The following is a 17357-nucleotide window of genomic DNA, read 5'->3' as shown; positions in this document are numbered from 1 at the left end:
TTGTCTTTTTTTGATGTTTAGGGCTGTTTAAATGTCGTCCGTCTAAATTTATTTTGATAAAAGTCTCGTTTATCTAAATTTAAAGTTAAATTAATATTGTTTTGATATGAAGAAAATTACTCTGCTGTCTTTCACGGTAATTTTTATTGCAAGTTGCAAAATAAATGTAGATAAAAATCAACATCGACAAAGTTTTGCAGCAAATTATGCAGATCCTTTTATAGGTACTGGCGGTCACGGACATACGTATCCGGGAGCAACAGTTCCATTTGGAATGCTGCAAGTGAGTCCAGATAATGGAATTTCGAGTTGGGATTGGTGTTCTGGCTATCATTATTCTGACTCTTTAGTTTCCGGATTTAGTCATTTACATTTAAGCGGGACAGGAATCGGTGATTTGGCAGATATTTTATTTATGCCGACAAACAAAAAGTTAGACTTAACCGCCAAAGCCGCTTCACGCGATTTCTTACCGTATAAATCAAAATATAATCATGCTAACGAAAAAGCAATACCGGGTTATTACCAAGTTTTTCTTGAAGATCCTAAAATCAATGTAGAATTAACATCTACACAGAGAACTGCATACCATAAATATACCTATAATAATAATGATACGCAATCTGTTGTTGTCGATTTAGGTTTTGCCATTAACTGGGACAAAGCGACAAAAACAGCTCTTACAATTGAAGACGAAAACACCATCAGCGGTTACCGTTTCAGCACTGGATGGGCAAAAAATCAAAAAGTTTTTTTTGTTGCAAAGTTTTCTAAACCCATTACAGAATCAATTCTTATTGCTGATAAAAAAGTAGTTTCAGCTAAAACTGCAGAAGGTGAAAATACAGCCTTGCAATTGTTTTTCGATTCTAAAAATTCTAAAGAATTAGGCGTAAAAGTGGCGCTTTCTTCTGTTAGTATCGCTAATGCGAAAGATAATTTAGATAAAGAAAACAAAGAATTCGCAAAGGTAAAAACGGATGCTTTTTCTGAATGGAATACTGCTTTAAGCAAAATTACGGTAGAAACACCAGTTGATTCTCTTAAAACGATTTTCTATACATCTTTATATCACGCTCAAGTTGCGCCAGTTACGTACAGTGACAAAAACGGACAATTTAGAACTGAAGACGATAAAATCGTTACTTCAAAAAATTACACAGCTTATTCAACTTTATCGCTTTGGGATACTTTTAGAGCTGAAAATCCGTTGCTTACCATTTTAGACCCTAATAGAGTTTCAGATATGGTGAACTCCATGTTGGCATATTACGAAACTAAAAAAATACTTCCGGTTTGGACATTATATGCTAATGAAACCAATACCATGACAGGATATCATTCGATTCCAGTTATTGTAGATGCTTATTTAAAAGGCATTAAAGGTTTTGATGCAGAAAAAGCTTTCGAAGCTATGAAAGCAACCATGATGCAAGACGAACGCGGATTAAATTTCTACAAAAAATACGGTTATATTCCGTACAACTTATTAGATGAATCGGTTACGATTACTTTAGAATATGCTTACGACGATTGGTGTATAGCACAGATGGCAAAAGCATTAGGAAAACAAGCTGATTATGAGTTTTTCTCTAAACGAGCAAAAGCTTACGAATATTTGTTTGATGCAAAATCTGGTTTTATGAGAGGAAAATCCGAAGATGGAAAATCTTGGAACGAACCTTTTGATCCAAAACACTCAAACCACAGAGAACACACCGATTATACAGAAGGAAATGCTTGGCAACACAGCTGGTTTGTGCCTCATAACGTTGACAATTTTATCAAGCTTCACGGAGGAAATGACATTTTCACAAAACGTTTAGAACAGTTATTTACAGAAAGTTCAGAAATTACAGGAAACAATGTTTCGGCAGATATTTCTGGTTTGATCGGACAATATGCGCACGGAAACGAACCTAGCCACCATATCGCTTATATGTTCAATCACGCTGGTCAGCCTTGGAGAACGCAATATTGGGTGCGTCATATTTTAGATACGCAATACAATACAACAGCAAACGGTTTGAGCGGAAACGAAGACTGTGGACAAATGTCGGCTTGGTACGTATTCAGCTCAATGGGATTATATCCTATGAATCCAGCTTCTGGAGAATATGAAATTGGAAGTCCGATTTTCGAGAAATCAACTTTGAATCTTCCAAACGGAAAAACTTTTGTAATCGAAGCAGAAAATGTTTCAGACAAGAATTTCTATATCCAATCGGCAACTTTAAACGGAAAAGCATTTAATAAAACAGCAATCTCTCACCAAGATATGCTAAAAGGCGGTGTGCTTCATTTTGTAATGGGAGCGCAGCCAAACAAAAACTGGGGTTTGACTAACTAATTCAAAAATAAATATTTAATGAACATTATTGACGTATCAATCATTTTAATCTATATCGTACTCTCGGTTGGTATAGGAATCTGGATTTCAAGAAAAGCATCGAAAGGGCTAGACGATTATTTCCTTGGCGGGAAATCTATCAAATGGTATTTTTTGGGATTGAGCAATGGCTCAGGAATGTTTGATGTTTCGGGAACTTCCTGGATGATTGGAGTTCTGTTTTTGTATGGGGTAAAAAGCTTCATGTTTATGTGGCTCTGGCCGATTTGGAATCAGATTTTCGTGATGATGTTCCTTGCGGTCTGGATTAGAAGATCAAAAGTAATGACAGGTTCTGAATGGATTCTAACTCGTTTTGGAAGTGACAAAGCTGGAAAAGCATCACATATTATTGTTGCTATTTTTGCAATCATTTCAACAATTGGGTTTATCGCTTATTTCTTCGTCGGAATCGGAAAATTTGTAACGATTATTCTTCCTTGGGATTTAACAGTTCATCTAAATGGTTCTGTTTTTTTAACGTCTGAACAGGCTTATGCTTTGTTAATCATTTTCTTGACTACAATTTATACCGTTAAAGGCGGAATGTTTTCTGTTGTTGCAACGGAAGTTGTTCAGTATATTATTATGATTGTTGCCGGAGTTTTAATCGCTGGTTATGCATTCATTAATTATACAGATGTTCAGATTAATTCGATTATTACGCCAGAATGGAAAAATGTTTTCTTCGGATGGGAATTTGAAACACAATGGAGTGATAAATTCGAAACATTCAACAGATTAATTGATACAGAAGGTTACAAAATGTTTGGCGCTTTCATTGGAATGACTTTGTTCAAAGGATTCTTTGCCAGCGTCGCGGGACCAACTCCAAGTTACGATTTACAGCGTGTTCTTTCTACAAAATCGGTAAAAGAAGCGGCTTATATGAGTGGTTTTACCAATTTGATTTTATTTATTCCAAGATATTTGTTAATCACAGGAATTGTGGTTATTGCTTTAGTAAATTTAGCGCCGGAATTAAATGCAAACGTAAACTTAACAGGAGCAGATTTAGAATTATTAATGCCGAAAGTGGTCAATCTTTATATCCCGGTTGGAATTAAGGGAATCCTTTTAGCAGGTTTATTAGCAGCATTTATGTCTGGATTCTCGGCTTTCGTAAATGCAGGGCCAGCGTATATTGTAAATGATATTTATAAAAAATATTTTAAACCAGTTGCTTCAAACAAACATTATATTAAGGTAAGTCAGATCTCTTCTTTCTTAGTGGTTGGTTTAGGAGTTTTTATGGGATTCTTCGCAGATTCTATCAATTCATTAACACTTTGGATTACAAGTGCTTTATACGGAGGATATGTTGCCGCAAACTTCTTAAAATGGATTTGGTGGCGTTTCAACGGATGGGGATATTTCTGGGGAATGGTTGGCGGATTAGTGGCTGCTTCTCTTCAGTTTGTTTTAGATCAAAATAAAGGAAACTTAGCTCCTGGAACATTTTTACACCAGCTTTCAGAAGTACCGTCAATTTATTTGTTCCCATTAATTTTCGGATTCTCTATTTTAGGTTGCCTTTTGGGAACTTACCTAAGCAAACCAACAGATATGGAAGTCTTAAAATCGTTCTACAGCAATGTTAGGCCTTGGGGATTTTGGAGTCCAGTTTACAAACAATTGAAAAATGAGGATCAGTCTTTCCAAAAAAATAATGATTTCTATTTAGATATGATGAATTGTATTATCGGTATTGTTTGGCAGTCAAGCATGATTCTGCTTCCAATTTATTTCATCATTAGAGATTATCCAAAAGCGGGAGTTGCTTTAGTAGTTTTCTTAGTGACGACTACTGTGTTGAAGTTTACTTGGTTAGACCGAGTTCGTAAGATAGAAGAATAAAGAAAATAGAATAAAGAGTATAGAATCAAGATTTTAGAGGAAATTATTTTGATTCTATAAAAAATTAAACACATAGAGACATAGATTTTTTAGATTTTGAAAAAGGGAAGAGAAAGAAACTAGTTTCTAACACATAGCTTTGAACATAGCCCGTAGTTTCAACTACGGGAACGCAAGATTGGCCGTAAAGTTATGTGAAACAATTTTGTCAAAGTTCAAAACTTTGACAAAGTTTTTACGTACAGTTTGTCATTTCGAGGAACGAGAAATCACACTCGGAACTCGACAAAGATTGGCGACAAAGATTACGGAGCTTCTAGTGTGATTTCTCGTTCCTCGAAATGACAAAAAGAAGCTTTAGAATAAAAAGAATAAAAAAACTAATAAATAAAAAAAACAAAAAATGAGTACTATTCCTTGGCAAGACAGACCCGAAAACAGTAAAGATGTAATGTGGAGATATTCTGAGAATCCAATTATCGACAGATATTCGATTCCTTCATCAAACAGTATATTCAATAGTGCAGTTGTACCTTTTGGAGATGGATATGCTGGGGTTTTCAGATGTGATAATAAAGCGGTTCAGATGAATATTTTTGCTGGTTTCAGTAAAGATGGTATCAATTGGGACATTAACCACGAACCAATTGAGATGAAATCTGGAAATACAGAAATGATAGAATCTGCTTATAAATACGATCCACGTGTAGTTTGGATCGAAGATCGTTACTGGATTACTTGGTGTAATGGTTACAACGGACCAACAATTGGTATTGGTTATACTTTCGACTTTAAAGAATTTTTCCAATGCGAAAATGCCTTTTTACCATTCAACAGAAACGGAGTTTTATTTCCACAAAAAATCAACGGAAAATACGCAATGTTAAGCCGTCCAAGTGATAACGGACATACGCCTTTTGGAGATATATGGATTAGCTACAGTCCAGATATGAAATATTGGGGAGAACACAGATTGGTGATGAAACCAAGTCCGTTTGAGCAAAGTGCTTGGCAATGTACAAAAGTAGGTGCAGGACCAATTCCAATCTTGACAGACGAAGGATGGTTAATGATCTACCATGGAGTTATCAATACTTGCAATGGTTTTCGTTATGCAATGGGATCTGCTCTTTTAGATGTTGATTCTCCAGACCAAGTAAAATACAGAACACAGCCTTATTTATTAGGACCAGCAGAAACGTATGAAATGGTTGGAGATGTACCAAACGTAGTTTTCCCTTGTGCTGCTTTGCACAGTATAGAAGAAGATAAATTAGCAGTTTATTATGGTGCGGCAGATACGCATGTGGCAATCGCTTTCGGAAAACTAAGTGAAGTAATCCAATTTACAAAAGAAAATAGTTTATAATATAATGATGCATAGTAGAGGTAAATTATTGTCCCTGTTCGCGAGTTTTTTTTCTTTGATGACCTATGCGCAGGCCGAAAAGGAGGTCAGTCCTAAAAGCTATGTTGCATATAAGACTTCAAAAGAAATTGTAATTGACGGCGATGAAGCAGATAAAGCTTGGGAAAAAGCATCTTGGACAACACCTTTTATCGATATAGAAGGCGTTGAAAAACCAAAATACAAAACTCAGGTCAAAATGCTTTGGGACGATAATTACTACTATATCCTAGCAAAAATGGAGGAGCCTCATGTTTGGGCAAATCTAAGACAGCGTGATACGATTATTTTTTATAATAATGATTTTGAGGTTTTTATCGACCCAGATAATGACACGCACAATTATTATGAATTAGAAATTAATGCGCTGAATACGGCTTGGGATTTATTCATTAATAAACCTTACAGAGAAAAAAATACGGTTTTAAACGATTGGAATATAACAGGTTTAAAATCGGCTGTAAAGATTGACGGAACATTAAACAATGCTTCAGACACAGATAAAGGCTGGACATTAGAAATTGCAATTCCGTGGTCGGTTTATAAAACATCCTATTTTGACAATATTGTTCCGAAAGACAAGTTTTGGAGAGTCAATTTCTCGAGAGTGAATTGGCAACACGATGTTGTAAATGGAAAATACGAACGTAAAAAAGACAAAGAAGGAAAATTTCTCCCAGAATACAATTGGGTTTGGTCGCCTATGGGAGTCATCAATATGCATGAGCCCGAAAAATGGGCTTATGTATACTTCTCGTCAAAAGAAATAGGAGAACAGGATTCTTTTACAATTTCGCAAGAAGAAAAAGTAAAATGGGAACTGTATACCTTGTACCGTGCTCAAAAAAGATATTTCGAAAAGAATAAATCTTGGGCAAAATCACTGCAAAGTATCAGTAAGAAAAATATAATTGTTGAAGGAAAGACTTTAAAACCGATATTAGAGAATCATTTATCAGGATTTAATATTTCAGTAAAAAGCCCTTTTTCAAACAAAACCTTAATAATTAAAGAAGATGGTAAAATTATTACGAACGAGTAAGTTACAAAAACTATCAAAAGTTATAGTTTTGGCGCTTTCGCTGAGTTTATTCTCTTGCGGACAAAAAGAAACTAAAACAGAAGAAAACGGAAAATTCATTTTTGGAGTTTGGACAACAGCTGACGCTAAAAAATCGGACGCAGATTATTCGAAAGAATTCAAAAAATACAAAGACGGCGGTATTGACGAAGTTTTAATCAATACCCAGACAGATCCAAAACTTTTAGCAAGATTAGTGCCCCTTGCAACAAAAGAAGGCCTAAAAGTTCATGCCTGGATTATGGCAATGAACCGTCCAAATGATTCAGTTGCTTTACAGCATCCAGATTGGTATCAGGTTAGCAAAGAAGGAAAATCTTGTTTTGATAACCGTCCGTATGTTGATTATTACCAATGGCTTTGCCCAACTAAAGAAGAATCTAGAAACCACGTTTTAGGTTTAGTTGAAGGTTTAGCAAAAGTAGAAGGAATCGAAAGTGTACATTTAGATTACATTCGTTTCCCAGACATTTTCTTGCCAATCAGTTTATTACCGAAATACAACTTGGTTCAGGATGTAGAATTACCACAATTTGATTTCTGTTATTGTGATGCCTGCGTAAGCAAATTCGAAAAAGAACATCATAAAAATCCGAAGAAAAGCCACAATACATCAATTGATATGGAGTGGAAAAATTTCAGATTAAATGCAGTAAAAGCAGTGGTTGACGATGCGTATAAAATTGCTCATAAACACAATAAAAAATTAACAGCAGCGGTATTCCCTTATCCAGAAATGGCAGACCATATGGTGCGTCAGCGTTGGGATAAATGGAATATTGATGAAGTATATCCAATGATTTATCATAGTTTTTATGACGAAGAAATTGACTGGGTTGGTTACGCAACAAAACAAGGTGTAGCCGATTTAGAAGGAAAGCCGACGAAAGTAAATACTGGAATTTATATTCCGGGATTAAAATCGGATGCAGAATTAAAAGAAGCGATTTTGCAAGCTAAGAAAAACGGTGCAACAGGAGTTTCATTTTTTGACGGAAATGCCTTATCAGATAGTAATTTAAAGACAATTAAGGCAGTAAAATCGACCTTGTAGTAGATTTTACTGGGATTAAAAATTATTACTGATTAATTTAGCAACATTGAGAATATTGTATTTCTCAAAGTTGAATTAAAACCAAAAGACATGTCAAATAGAAGAGATTTTATTAAGAAAACAACTTTAGGCACCTTAGCTATAAGTTCTGTTTTGGGCGTAAGCGGATTTGCTGCAAATCAGGAAAATGAACCAGAAGCCGAATCAAAAGAGAAAAAACAAACAAAACCGATTATCATTTCGACATGGAATCACGGTTTACCTGCAAATAAAGAATCTTGGAAAAACCTAAAAGAAGGAAAATCGGCTCTTGATGCTATCGAGGCCGGAATGAAAATACCTGAAGCCGATCCGAGTGTCCGCAGTGTTGGTTATGGAGGATATCCGGATCGCGAAGGGAAAGTGACTCTTGATGCCTGTATCATGGATCACAACAGCAATTGCGGGTCTGTTTGTTTCCTTCAGGGAATCAAACACCCAATTTCTGTTGCAAAAAGAGTACTGCAAAATACGCCTCACGTTATGTTAGCAGGACAAGGTGCATTGCAATTTGCTTTGTCAGAAGGCTTTAAAGAAGAAAATTTATTGACTCCAGAATCTGAAAAAGATTGGAAAAAATGGCTGGAAGATTCTAAATACAAACCAGTTATCAATATAGAGAACCACGATACCATAAGTATGCTAATGTTAGATCAAGACGGTAACCTTTCGGGAGGGTGCACCACTAGTGGTGCTGCCTGGAAGATGCACGGCCGCGTCGGTGATTCCCCAATAATCGGCGCGGGTCTTTTTCTTGATAACGAAGTTGGCGCTGCCGCTGCAACAGGTTTAGGCGAAGCGGTTATTAGAACTGCCGGAAGTGCTATGGTGGTCGAATTAATGCGCCAGGGAAAATCGCCTTACGATGCTTGTAAAGAAATTACAGAACGTATTTACAACAAACATAAAAACCACAAAGACATGGAATACCTACAAGTTGGTTTTATTGCTTTAAACAAAAATGGTGAATACGCAGGTTACAGTCTGAGATCGGGATTTAATTTCGCCGTTTCTGATGATGTAAAAGGTCATAGAATGGAAGACGCGAAATTTAAAATGTCTTGGGATAAATAATTTTAATTGCGATGGATGGATTAAAATCCATCCCTACAATATGTTTCGAGCCTAAGGCTCTTTTACAAAAAGTTCCGGAGGAACGAATTATTTTGTAGCAACGGATTTTAATCCGTTGAAGAGATTAAACGCAATATTTGTCATTTCGACGAAGGAGAAATCTCCGCAAGAAGCTCGATAAAGATTGACAAACCTGAAGTTAAGAACTTCAAAAACATAAAAAAGGAAACCAGTTTCTATGTGCATTAATGCAAAGTGAAACGCCTTTTTAAGCTTTAAAAAACTATGTCTCTATGTGTTTAAATTGATTAAGTAGATAGAGAAACCAAAAAACAAAGAATGAAAAAATTAGTATTCCTATTAACCCTAATCACTTCAGTTTTCTCGGCTAGCGCGCAGAAAGTTTACACAGAAAATGATATTCGTATCATTCCAAAACCTAGTCAGACTCTTATTAAAACAGGTGTTTTTGAATTTACAAAAGATACAAAGTTTGTAGTAAATGGCGATTTTCAGAAAGATGCTGCCAATGCTTTGGCTTCTAAATTTGAAACTGTAGCAGGATGGAAACCAGAAACGACAACAAAAGCGCCGGCGAGTAATTTTGTTCAGTTTAAAATTGATCCAAACTTAAAAAATGAGGCTTACGTTTTAGATGTAAATCCGACAAATATTGTCATTTCAGCTAAGGGGAATGTTGGTTTTCTATACGGTTTAGAAAGTATCAGACAATTACTTCCAGAGGCGATAGAAAGTAAATATGTTGTTACTTCTGCAAAATGGCAAATTCCAAGTTTGACGATTACAGACGAACCTCGTTTCAAATGGAGAGGTTTGATGCTAGATTTATCTCGTCATTTCTTCGATAAAAATTATGTTTTAGCAACTATCGATCGTTTGGCAGCGCACAAAATGAACATTTTGCACATGCATTTGGTTGACGATCAAGGTTGGAGAATAGAAATTAAGAAATACCCAAAACTGACAGAAGTTGGTGCTTGGAGAGTCGACCAGGAAAATACGAGTTGGAATGCCAGATTAACAACTAATCCTGACGAAAAAGGTACGTACGGCGGATTTTTTACGCAAGAAGAATTAAAAGAAATCGTAAAATACGCAGCAACAAAAGGCATTGAAGTAATTCCAGAAATCGAAATGCCAGCACACGTAAGCAGCGCCATTGCATCTTATCCTGAATTGGCTTGTTTTAACCAGAGAATTGGTGTTCCATCAGGCGGAGTTTGGCCTTTGACAGATATTTATTGTGCAGGAAAAGAAACGACGTTTGAGTTTCTGCAAGATGTAATTGATGAAGTAATCACGATTTTCCCTTCAAAATATATTCATATTGGAGGAGATGAAGCTACTAAAACCAATTGGGCAAAATGTCCGCATTGTCAAAAAAGAATTAAAGATGAACGTTTGAAAAGCGTTGAAGAATTACAAAGCTATTTTGTAAAACGCATGGAAAAATACATCAATTCTAAAGGCAAAAAAGTAATTGGTTGGGATGAAATTTTAGAAGGCGGTTTAGCTCCAGATGCAACAGTCATGAGCTGGAGAGGAACAAAAGGCGGAATTGAAGCGGCAGATCAAGGTCACGATGTGATCATGACGCCAGAGACGCCTTGTTATTTCAACTTTTACCAAGGACCACAAAACGAAGAGCCGTTAGCGTTTGATGCTTATAATCCGTTAAGCGAAGTGTACAAATTTGATCCTGTAGTTTCGACTATGACACCACAGGAAGCTACACATGTTTTGGGTGGACAAGCCAATTTATGGGCAGAACATATTGCGGGTCCAAAAGATTCCGAATATATGATTTTTCCAAGATTGGCAGCTTTATCAGAAACACTGTGGAGCCCGAAAGAAAAACGCAATTGGAATGATTTTACAGCAAGATTGTTTTCAATGTTTAAACGTTATGATTATCAAGGATTAAATTATGCGAAAAGCGCTTATTTGGTAACCGCTTCTTCTACAGCTGATTTAGCGAATAAGCAAATTAAAGTGGAGTTGAAAAATGAGTTTCCAAATCCAGATATCCGTTATGTTTTAGGCGATAAAAGTATTGATCATCACGCGATAAAATATACAGTTCCAATTGAGATCAAAGAAACTACTGTTTTAAAAGCTTCTTTATTTCAGGATGATAAACCGGTGGGGAAAACATATACAGACACCTTAGTTTTCCATAAAGGGTTTTCGAAAAAAGTTAAATATCTAACGCCTTACAACCAGAGTTATAAAGGCGATGCTAACACAATGGTGAATACCATCAGAGGAAGTAAAAATTTCCACGATGGACAATGGCAGGCTTGGTTGGTTAATGATATGGAACTTGTTTTAGATCTTGGAAAAGAGGAAAGTATTGAGCAAGTTATCGTTGGAACTTTAGAAAGTCAGGGAGCGGGAGTTAATTTTCCGATAGAAGTTAAAGTGCTGATTTCTAGTGATGGTTCTAAATACAAACAAGTTGGGAAAATAACGCGTCCTTATGCTGTAAATGCAGTTCCGGAATTGAAAGATTTCAAAATCAATTTCCAAAAACAAAACGCACGTTTTGTAAAAGTAATTGCAGGCAACTTAAAGAAAAGCCCGAAAGGAGAAAGCTCTTGGTTGTTTGTGGATGAAATTTTGGTAAATTAAATATTTTTAAACACATAGAAACATAGATTTTTTTTGAGGAACTTGATAAAAGAGTTTAAAAAGAAACTAGTTTCCAACACATAGTTTAACGTGAAATGCTTGTGACAGCTTTGTCAAAGTTTCATACTTTGACAAAGGTTTAAAGTCATAAATGTATAATCTGAAAAAAAATGAATAAGATATTATTTAAGCTCGGAGTATTATTGATTTGTTTGATGCCGTTTTTTGCAAAGGCTCAAACAAAAGGATTTTCTATATCTAATGGAGAATTTCAAAAAGATGGGAAAATTATAAAAATACATTCGGGAGAAATGCACTATGAGCGTATTCCTAAAGAATATTGGAGACATAGGCTGCAAATGCTTAAAGCTATGGGATTGAATACCGTGGCGACCTACGTGTTTTGGAATTATCATGAAATTGAACCAGGTGTATGGGATTTTAAAACTGGAAATAAAGATTTAGCAGAATTTTTACGTATTGCTAAAAGTGAAGGATTATATGTAATTCTTAGACCAGGTCCGTATGCGTGTGGTGAATGGGAATTTGGAGGATATCCTTGGTGGTTACAAAATAATAAAGATTTGGTAATTCGTACCAATAACAAAGCATTTTTGGACGCTTGCAAAACATATCTTGAACATTTGTATGCAGTGGTAAAAGGAAATTTTGCTAATCAGGGTGGGCCTATTATTATGGTTCAGGCCGAAAATGAATTTGGTTCTTATGTTTCTCAAAGAACCGATATTAGTGCTGAAGATCATAAAGCATACAAAACAGCAATTTATAATATGCTTAAAGAAACTGGGTTTCCAGATCCTTTCTTTACTTCAGACGGTACTTGGTTGTTCGAAGGTGGTGCTATTGAAGGCGTGCTGCCAACTGCAAATGGAGAATCAAATATAGAAAACTTAAAAAAACAGGTTGATAAATACCACAAAGGAAAAGGGCCTTATATGGTAGCAGAGTTTTATTCTGGTTGGCTGGATCATTGGGCAGAACCATTTATTAAAATTGGAACTGAGGAGATTGCAAGTCAGACTAAAAAGTATCTTGATGCCGGTGTTTCTTTTAATTATTATATGGTACACGGTGGTACTAATTTCGGATTTACCTCTGGAGCAAATTATAATGAAGAAAGTGATATTCAGCCGGATATTACAAGCTATGATTATGATGCACCTATTAGCGAAGCAGGTTGGGCAACACCAAAATTTATGGCTATTCGTGAAGTAATGCAAAAATATTCTAAAACAAAATTAGCACCGATTCCAGAGAAAATACAAGTTATAAAGTATCCTAATCAGCCTGTCAAATCAAGTATGGATGTTTTAAGCTGGATCAAAAAAGAAAAAGCGGTTGTAAATGATCAACCCTTAACATTTGAAAAATTAGGTCAGGGAAATGGATATGTTTTATATCGTAAACGATTTACACAGCCAATTTCAGGTCAATTAAAAATACAAGGATTAAGAGACTTTGCTACAGTTTATGTAAATGGAGCTAAGGTTGGGGAATTGAATAGAGTTTTCAAAAATTATGAGTTGACCCTTTCTATTCCTTTTAACGGTATTTTAGAAATTCTGGTTGAAAATATGGGACGTATTAATTACGGAGCCGAAATAGTACATAACACTAAAGGAATTATTTCGCCAGTATTCATTAATGAATATGAAATTAGTGGCGGATGGGAAATGTATAAAATGCCGATGAGTGAAGTGCCAGTTCTTAAAAATGAAACGATAAAATCTGGGCGACCAGTTTTATATGAAGTTACAGTAAACATAGATAAACCAGCCGATACTTTTCTTGATATGACCAATTGGGGAAAAGGTATTGTATTTGTTAACGGACACAATCTTGGACGCTACTGGAAAGTAGGACCGCAACAAACGCTTTATGTACCAGGTTGTTGGTTGAACAAAGGTGTAAACAAGTTTGTAGTATTGGAGCAACTTAATGAAAATGCCCAAACAGAATTAATTTTTACAGATCAACCTATACTTGATAAACTAAACTAGAAAAACAAAGAATAAATAAATTATAAATTAGAGTAAAGATGAAAAAAGGAATATTCATGATCGCCCTTTTATTTTCAGTACAAATGTTCTCTCAGGCCATTTATGAAGATGAAAGATACGTACCAGAAACAGATCCGGCAGTATTAAAAAACTTAGACGAATGGCAAGGCAAAAAATTTGGTCTGCTAATGCACTGGGGAACTTACAGCCAATGGGGAATTGTAGAATCCTGGTCTATCTGCCCTGAAGATTACGGATGGTGTGAACGTAAAAAAGGAAGCAATCCATCTAATTATAATGATTATATCAAAGACTACGAAGGATTAAGAAAAACATTTAATCCTGTAAAATTTGACCCTTCAAAATGGGCTAAAGCAGCTAAATATGCGGGAATGAAATACATGGTTTTCACTACAAAACACCATGATGGTTTCAATATGTATGATACGAAATATTCTGATTACAAGATTACTAGTAAAGATGTTCCTTTTCATACAAATCCTAAAGCAGACGTTTTAAAAGAAATTTTCAACTCTTTTAGAGGAGAAGGTATTTCAACAGGAGCTTATTTCTCTAAACCAGACTGGCATAACGAAAACTACTGGGATCCTTATTTCCCTCCATTCGACAGAAACGTAAACTACGATCCGTCTTTATATCCTGAAAAATGGCAGAAATATGTTGATTTCACACACAACCAAATCTTAGAAATTTTAACTAATTATGGTAAAGTTGATATTTTATGGTTAGATGGAGGATGGGTTAGAAAAAGAGACCAAGTGAACATCAAAGAAAACTACGATGAAAAATTTACTGAAAACGAATCTAAAAACGGTTTCATCAAACATAGAGTTGTAGATCAAGATCCAAAAATGGATGAATTGGTTATCAAAGCGCGTCAGAAACAACCAGGTTTAATTGTTGTGGATAGAGCAGTTCACGGTAAAAACCAAAACTACTTAACTCCAGAAGGACGTGTTCCTGCTAAAACATTGCCTTATCCTTGGGAATCTTGTATTCCAGCTGGTGGTGGATGGTCTTATTCTCCAGGTGCTGAATACATGACTGGAAGACAAGGTATTCATATGTTGATTGATATTGTAGCAAAAGGCGGAAACTTATTATTAAACGTTGCTCCAAGCCCAGAAGGAGAATGGGATAAAGGTGCTTACGATTTATTACAAGCTTACGGAGATTGGATGAAAGTAAACAACACAGCGATTTACAACACAAAACCAATTGAACCTTACAAAGAAGAGAACATCTGTTTTACACAAAATAAAGCTGGAAATGTATTTGCTTTTTATTTAGCTAAAGAAGGAGAAGATAAAATTCCTGCAGAAGTTACTGTAAAATCAATCAGTCCAAAAAAAGGAACAAAAATTACGATGTTAGGTTCTAAAACTTCTTTAAAATGGACCAAAGAAGGAAACGGATTTAAAGTAGTAATTCCAGAAAGCTTAAGAAACAACCTTCCAGCGAAAGAAGCTTGGACTTTAAAAATCGAAGCGATCAACAGATAAAAATGAAACCTATGGTTTTAAATACAAATAAATTTCAAACAGCATGTATTTTTTACATGCTGTTTTTTAGCATTATTATTTTTGCGCAGGAACCCGCAGATTTTGTAAATCCGTTTATTGGAACTTCCAACTATGGAGCTGCTTATCCAGGCCCAATTGCCCCACGCGGAATGGCAAGTATCAGTCCGTTTAATGTGGCGGGAATAAAAAATACTCCAATGGAAAAAGACAGCCAATGGCTTTCGAATCCGTATGTAAATGAGAATACTTTTTTGACTGGATTTAGTCAGGTGAATTTAAGTGGTGTAGGCTGTCCGGAATTAGGCGTTATTTTATTGATGCCAACAACTGGAAATGTAGAAATCGATCATTTGAAATACGGTTCTACTTATTCTAATGAAGTTGCAAAAGCTGCTTATTATAGCGTAAATATCGATAAGTACAAAGTAAAAGGCGAATTTACAGCTTCAAAACGAGTTGGAATTAGCAGATTCACTTTCCCGAAAGGGCAATCGAATGTTTTATTAAATCTTGGAGTGGGATTAACGAATGAAGAAGGCGCGATGATAAAAGTCGTTTCTTCTACAGAAATTGAAGGAATGCGTTCAGTTGGTTCATTTTGTTACAACAGTCCGGAAGATGCTTACCCAGTTTATTTTGTGGCTCAATTTTCTAAACCTGCCGATAAATTCGGAGTTTGGAAAAAACCTGCGAAATACAACGGTGTCGAAGCACAATGGATGGGCTACAACGGAAAAGCCAGAATGATGGAAAATACAATCAAAACCGTTGTGGGGGATAGTATTGGAAGTTATTTTACCTATAAATTCGATAAACAAGAAACGGTTGAAGTAAAGATCGGAATTTCGTACGTAAGTATCGAAAATGCCCGTGAAAATTTAGCAAAAGAAGTGGGAAACAGATCTTTTGACGCAATTTACAAAGAAACCTATAACGAATGGAACGAAGAACTTTCTAAAATTTTGGTTGAAGGCGGTTCAAAAGATGACAATACGATTTTCTACACGGCTTTGTATCATACTTTAATTCACCCAAATACTTTAAATGATATTAACGGAGAATATCCAGTAATCAAAAGAACTAAAATTGCTAAAACCAAAGATACTCGTTATACCGTATTTTCTTTGTGGGACACGTATAGGAATGTCCATCCGTTAATGTCTTTGGTTTATCCAAAACAGCAATCGGATATGGTAAAAAGTATGTTGGATATGTTCGATGAAAACGGCTGGTTACCAAAATGGGAATTGAATTCGACCGAAACTTTTACCATGGTTGGAGATCCTGCAAGTATTGTAATTACAGATACTTATATGAGAGGAATTCGTGATTACGATGTTAATAAAGCCTATTATGCGATGTTGAAAGGCGCAGATAATATTGAGAATAATCCGCTTCGTCCAGGATTGAAAGATTATATCAAAAAAGGATATTTGACAACCGACAACAAAGGGCCAGTTTCGACGACTCAGGAATACAATATTTCAGATTATTCGATTTCACTTATGGCCAACGAATTCGGTGACAAAGACAATGTAAAACGTTTTAAAGAACGTTCCTTGTCGTACAGAAAATTATTTGATAAAAACTTAAATCTGCTTCGTCCAAGAACAGCTGACGGAAAATGGTACGAGCCATTTGATCCAAATTCTGGAGCTAATTTTGAAGAAAATGTTGGTTTTATCGAAGGAAATGCTTGGCAATATGCTTTTATGGTTCCTCATGACATTAACGGATTAAAAAAATTAATGGGCGGTGATCAAGCATTTTCGGCACAATTGCAGAAAATCTTTGACATCAAACAATTTGATATGGCAAACGAGCCAGATATTGCTAATCCGTATTTATTTAATTATGTGAAAGGAGAAGAATATAAAGCTCAGGAAACTGTAAAGAAATTGGTTCGCGAATATTTCAAAAATGAACCAAAAGGATTACCAGGAAATGACGATACTGGAACAATGTCGGCTTGGTTGGTTTACTCGATGATGGGAATTTATCCAATTTCTCCAGGAGATCCAATTTACACCATTACGACGCCAATGTTTCATAGAGTGACGATCAAATTAGATCCAAGATATTATAAAAAAGAAAACATCGTCATTGAAAGACAAGAAAATAATGGTGGGAAAATCAATTCGATTGAGATAAACGGAAAAACACTTAATAGCTTTTTTATTTCGCATGAAGATTTTGTGAATGGAACAAAGCTTAAAGTGATTCAAAACTAAACACACA

10 protein-coding genes are annotated in these 17357 nt (G+C 35.5%); all 10 read left to right on the top strand.

What is annotated here, in order from left to right:
- Positions 1-106 precede the first annotated feature (106 nt).
- The 10 genes from ACFFLS_RS13045 (at position 107) to ACFFLS_RS13000 (ending at position 17350) form a co-directional block, all read left to right on the top strand.
- On the top strand, positions 107-2350 hold the full coding sequence (locus ACFFLS_RS13045; protein WP_379682017.1) for a GH92 family glycosyl hydrolase: 2244 nt from the start codon (positions 107-109) through the stop codon (positions 2348-2350).
- Positions 2351-2368: 18 nt separating this feature from the next.
- Entirely contained in the window at positions 2369-4246 is a 1878-nt protein-coding gene (locus tag ACFFLS_RS13040) for a sodium:solute symporter family protein (protein ID WP_379689435.1), read from the top strand.
- A 403-nt stretch (positions 4247-4649) separates the two neighbouring features.
- Positions 4650-5615, top strand: coding sequence for a glycoside hydrolase family 130 protein (locus tag ACFFLS_RS13035; RefSeq protein WP_306156296.1), 966 nt, complete (start codon positions 4650-4652; stop codon positions 5613-5615).
- A 7-nt stretch (positions 5616-5622) separates the two neighbouring features.
- Positions 5623-6696 carry a carbohydrate-binding family 9-like protein gene (locus ACFFLS_RS13030; protein WP_379683379.1) on the top strand — a complete coding sequence of 358 codons (1074 nt, stop codon included), beginning with the start codon at positions 5623-5625 and terminating at the stop codon, positions 6694-6696.
- The gene (locus ACFFLS_RS13025; protein WP_379682016.1) at positions 6671-7789 is read left to right on the top strand and encodes a putative glycoside hydrolase; all 1119 of its coding nucleotides are present in this window, start codon (positions 6671-6673) and stop codon (positions 7787-7789) included. The genes ACFFLS_RS13030 and ACFFLS_RS13025 overlap by 26 nt, the downstream gene beginning before the upstream one ends.
- Positions 7790-7879: 90 nt before the next feature.
- The gene (locus ACFFLS_RS13020) at positions 7880-8902 is read left to right on the top strand and encodes an isoaspartyl peptidase/L-asparaginase family protein (RefSeq protein WP_379682015.1); all 1023 of its coding nucleotides are present in this window, start codon (positions 7880-7882) and stop codon (positions 8900-8902) included.
- 339 nt (positions 8903-9241) lie between these two features.
- Positions 9242-11554 (top strand): glycoside hydrolase family 20 protein, encoded by a 2313-nt coding sequence (locus tag ACFFLS_RS13015; RefSeq protein WP_379689433.1) that lies wholly within the window; start codon positions 9242-9244, stop codon positions 11552-11554.
- 170 nt (positions 11555-11724) lie between these two features.
- The gene (locus ACFFLS_RS13010; protein WP_379682012.1) at positions 11725-13575 is read left to right on the top strand and encodes a beta-galactosidase; all 1851 of its coding nucleotides are present in this window, start codon (positions 11725-11727) and stop codon (positions 13573-13575) included.
- 38 nt (positions 13576-13613) lie between these two features.
- Positions 13614-15098 (top strand): alpha-L-fucosidase, encoded by a 1485-nt coding sequence (locus tag ACFFLS_RS13005; protein ID WP_379682011.1) that lies wholly within the window; start codon positions 13614-13616, stop codon positions 15096-15098.
- Between the two features lie 11 nt (positions 15099-15109).
- The gene (locus ACFFLS_RS13000; RefSeq protein WP_379682010.1) at positions 15110-17350 is read left to right on the top strand and encodes a GH92 family glycosyl hydrolase; all 2241 of its coding nucleotides are present in this window, start codon (positions 15110-15112) and stop codon (positions 17348-17350) included.
- Positions 17351-17357 lie beyond the last annotated feature (7 nt).

This window comes from Flavobacterium procerum, assembly GCF_042431625.1.
GTDB classification, from domain to species: domain Bacteria; phylum Bacteroidota; class Bacteroidia; order Flavobacteriales; family Flavobacteriaceae; genus Flavobacterium; species Flavobacterium procerum.
The sequence above is the reverse complement of the archived record's forward strand: the minus strand, read 5'-3'. Positions and strand labels throughout refer to the sequence as shown.

Excerpts from the sequence above, each read along its gene's own strand:
- ACFFLS_RS13045 (WP_379682017.1), top strand. The coding sequence starts at position 107 with ATGAAGAAAATTACTCTGCTGTCTTTCACGGTAATTTTTATTGCAAGT.
- ACFFLS_RS13040 (WP_379689435.1), top strand. The coding sequence starts at position 2,369 with ATGAACATTATTGACGTATCAATCATTTTAATCTATATCGTACTCTCG.
- ACFFLS_RS13035 (WP_306156296.1), top strand. The coding sequence starts at position 4,650 with ATGAGTACTATTCCTTGGCAAGACAGACCCGAAAACAGTAAAGATGTA.
- ACFFLS_RS13030 (WP_379683379.1), top strand. The coding sequence starts at position 5,623 with ATGCATAGTAGAGGTAAATTATTGTCCCTGTTCGCGAGTTTTTTTTCT.
- ACFFLS_RS13025 (WP_379682016.1), top strand. The coding sequence starts at position 6,671 with ATGGTAAAATTATTACGAACGAGTAAGTTACAAAAACTATCAAAAGTT.
- ACFFLS_RS13020 (WP_379682015.1), top strand. The coding sequence starts at position 7,880 with ATGTCAAATAGAAGAGATTTTATTAAGAAAACAACTTTAGGCACCTTA.
- ACFFLS_RS13015 (WP_379689433.1), top strand. The coding sequence starts at position 9,242 with ATGAAAAAATTAGTATTCCTATTAACCCTAATCACTTCAGTTTTCTCG.
- ACFFLS_RS13010 (WP_379682012.1), top strand. The coding sequence starts at position 11,725 with ATGAATAAGATATTATTTAAGCTCGGAGTATTATTGATTTGTTTGATG.
- ACFFLS_RS13005 (WP_379682011.1), top strand. The coding sequence starts at position 13,614 with ATGAAAAAAGGAATATTCATGATCGCCCTTTTATTTTCAGTACAAATG.
- ACFFLS_RS13000 (WP_379682010.1), top strand. The coding sequence starts at position 15,110 with ATGGTTTTAAATACAAATAAATTTCAAACAGCATGTATTTTTTACATG.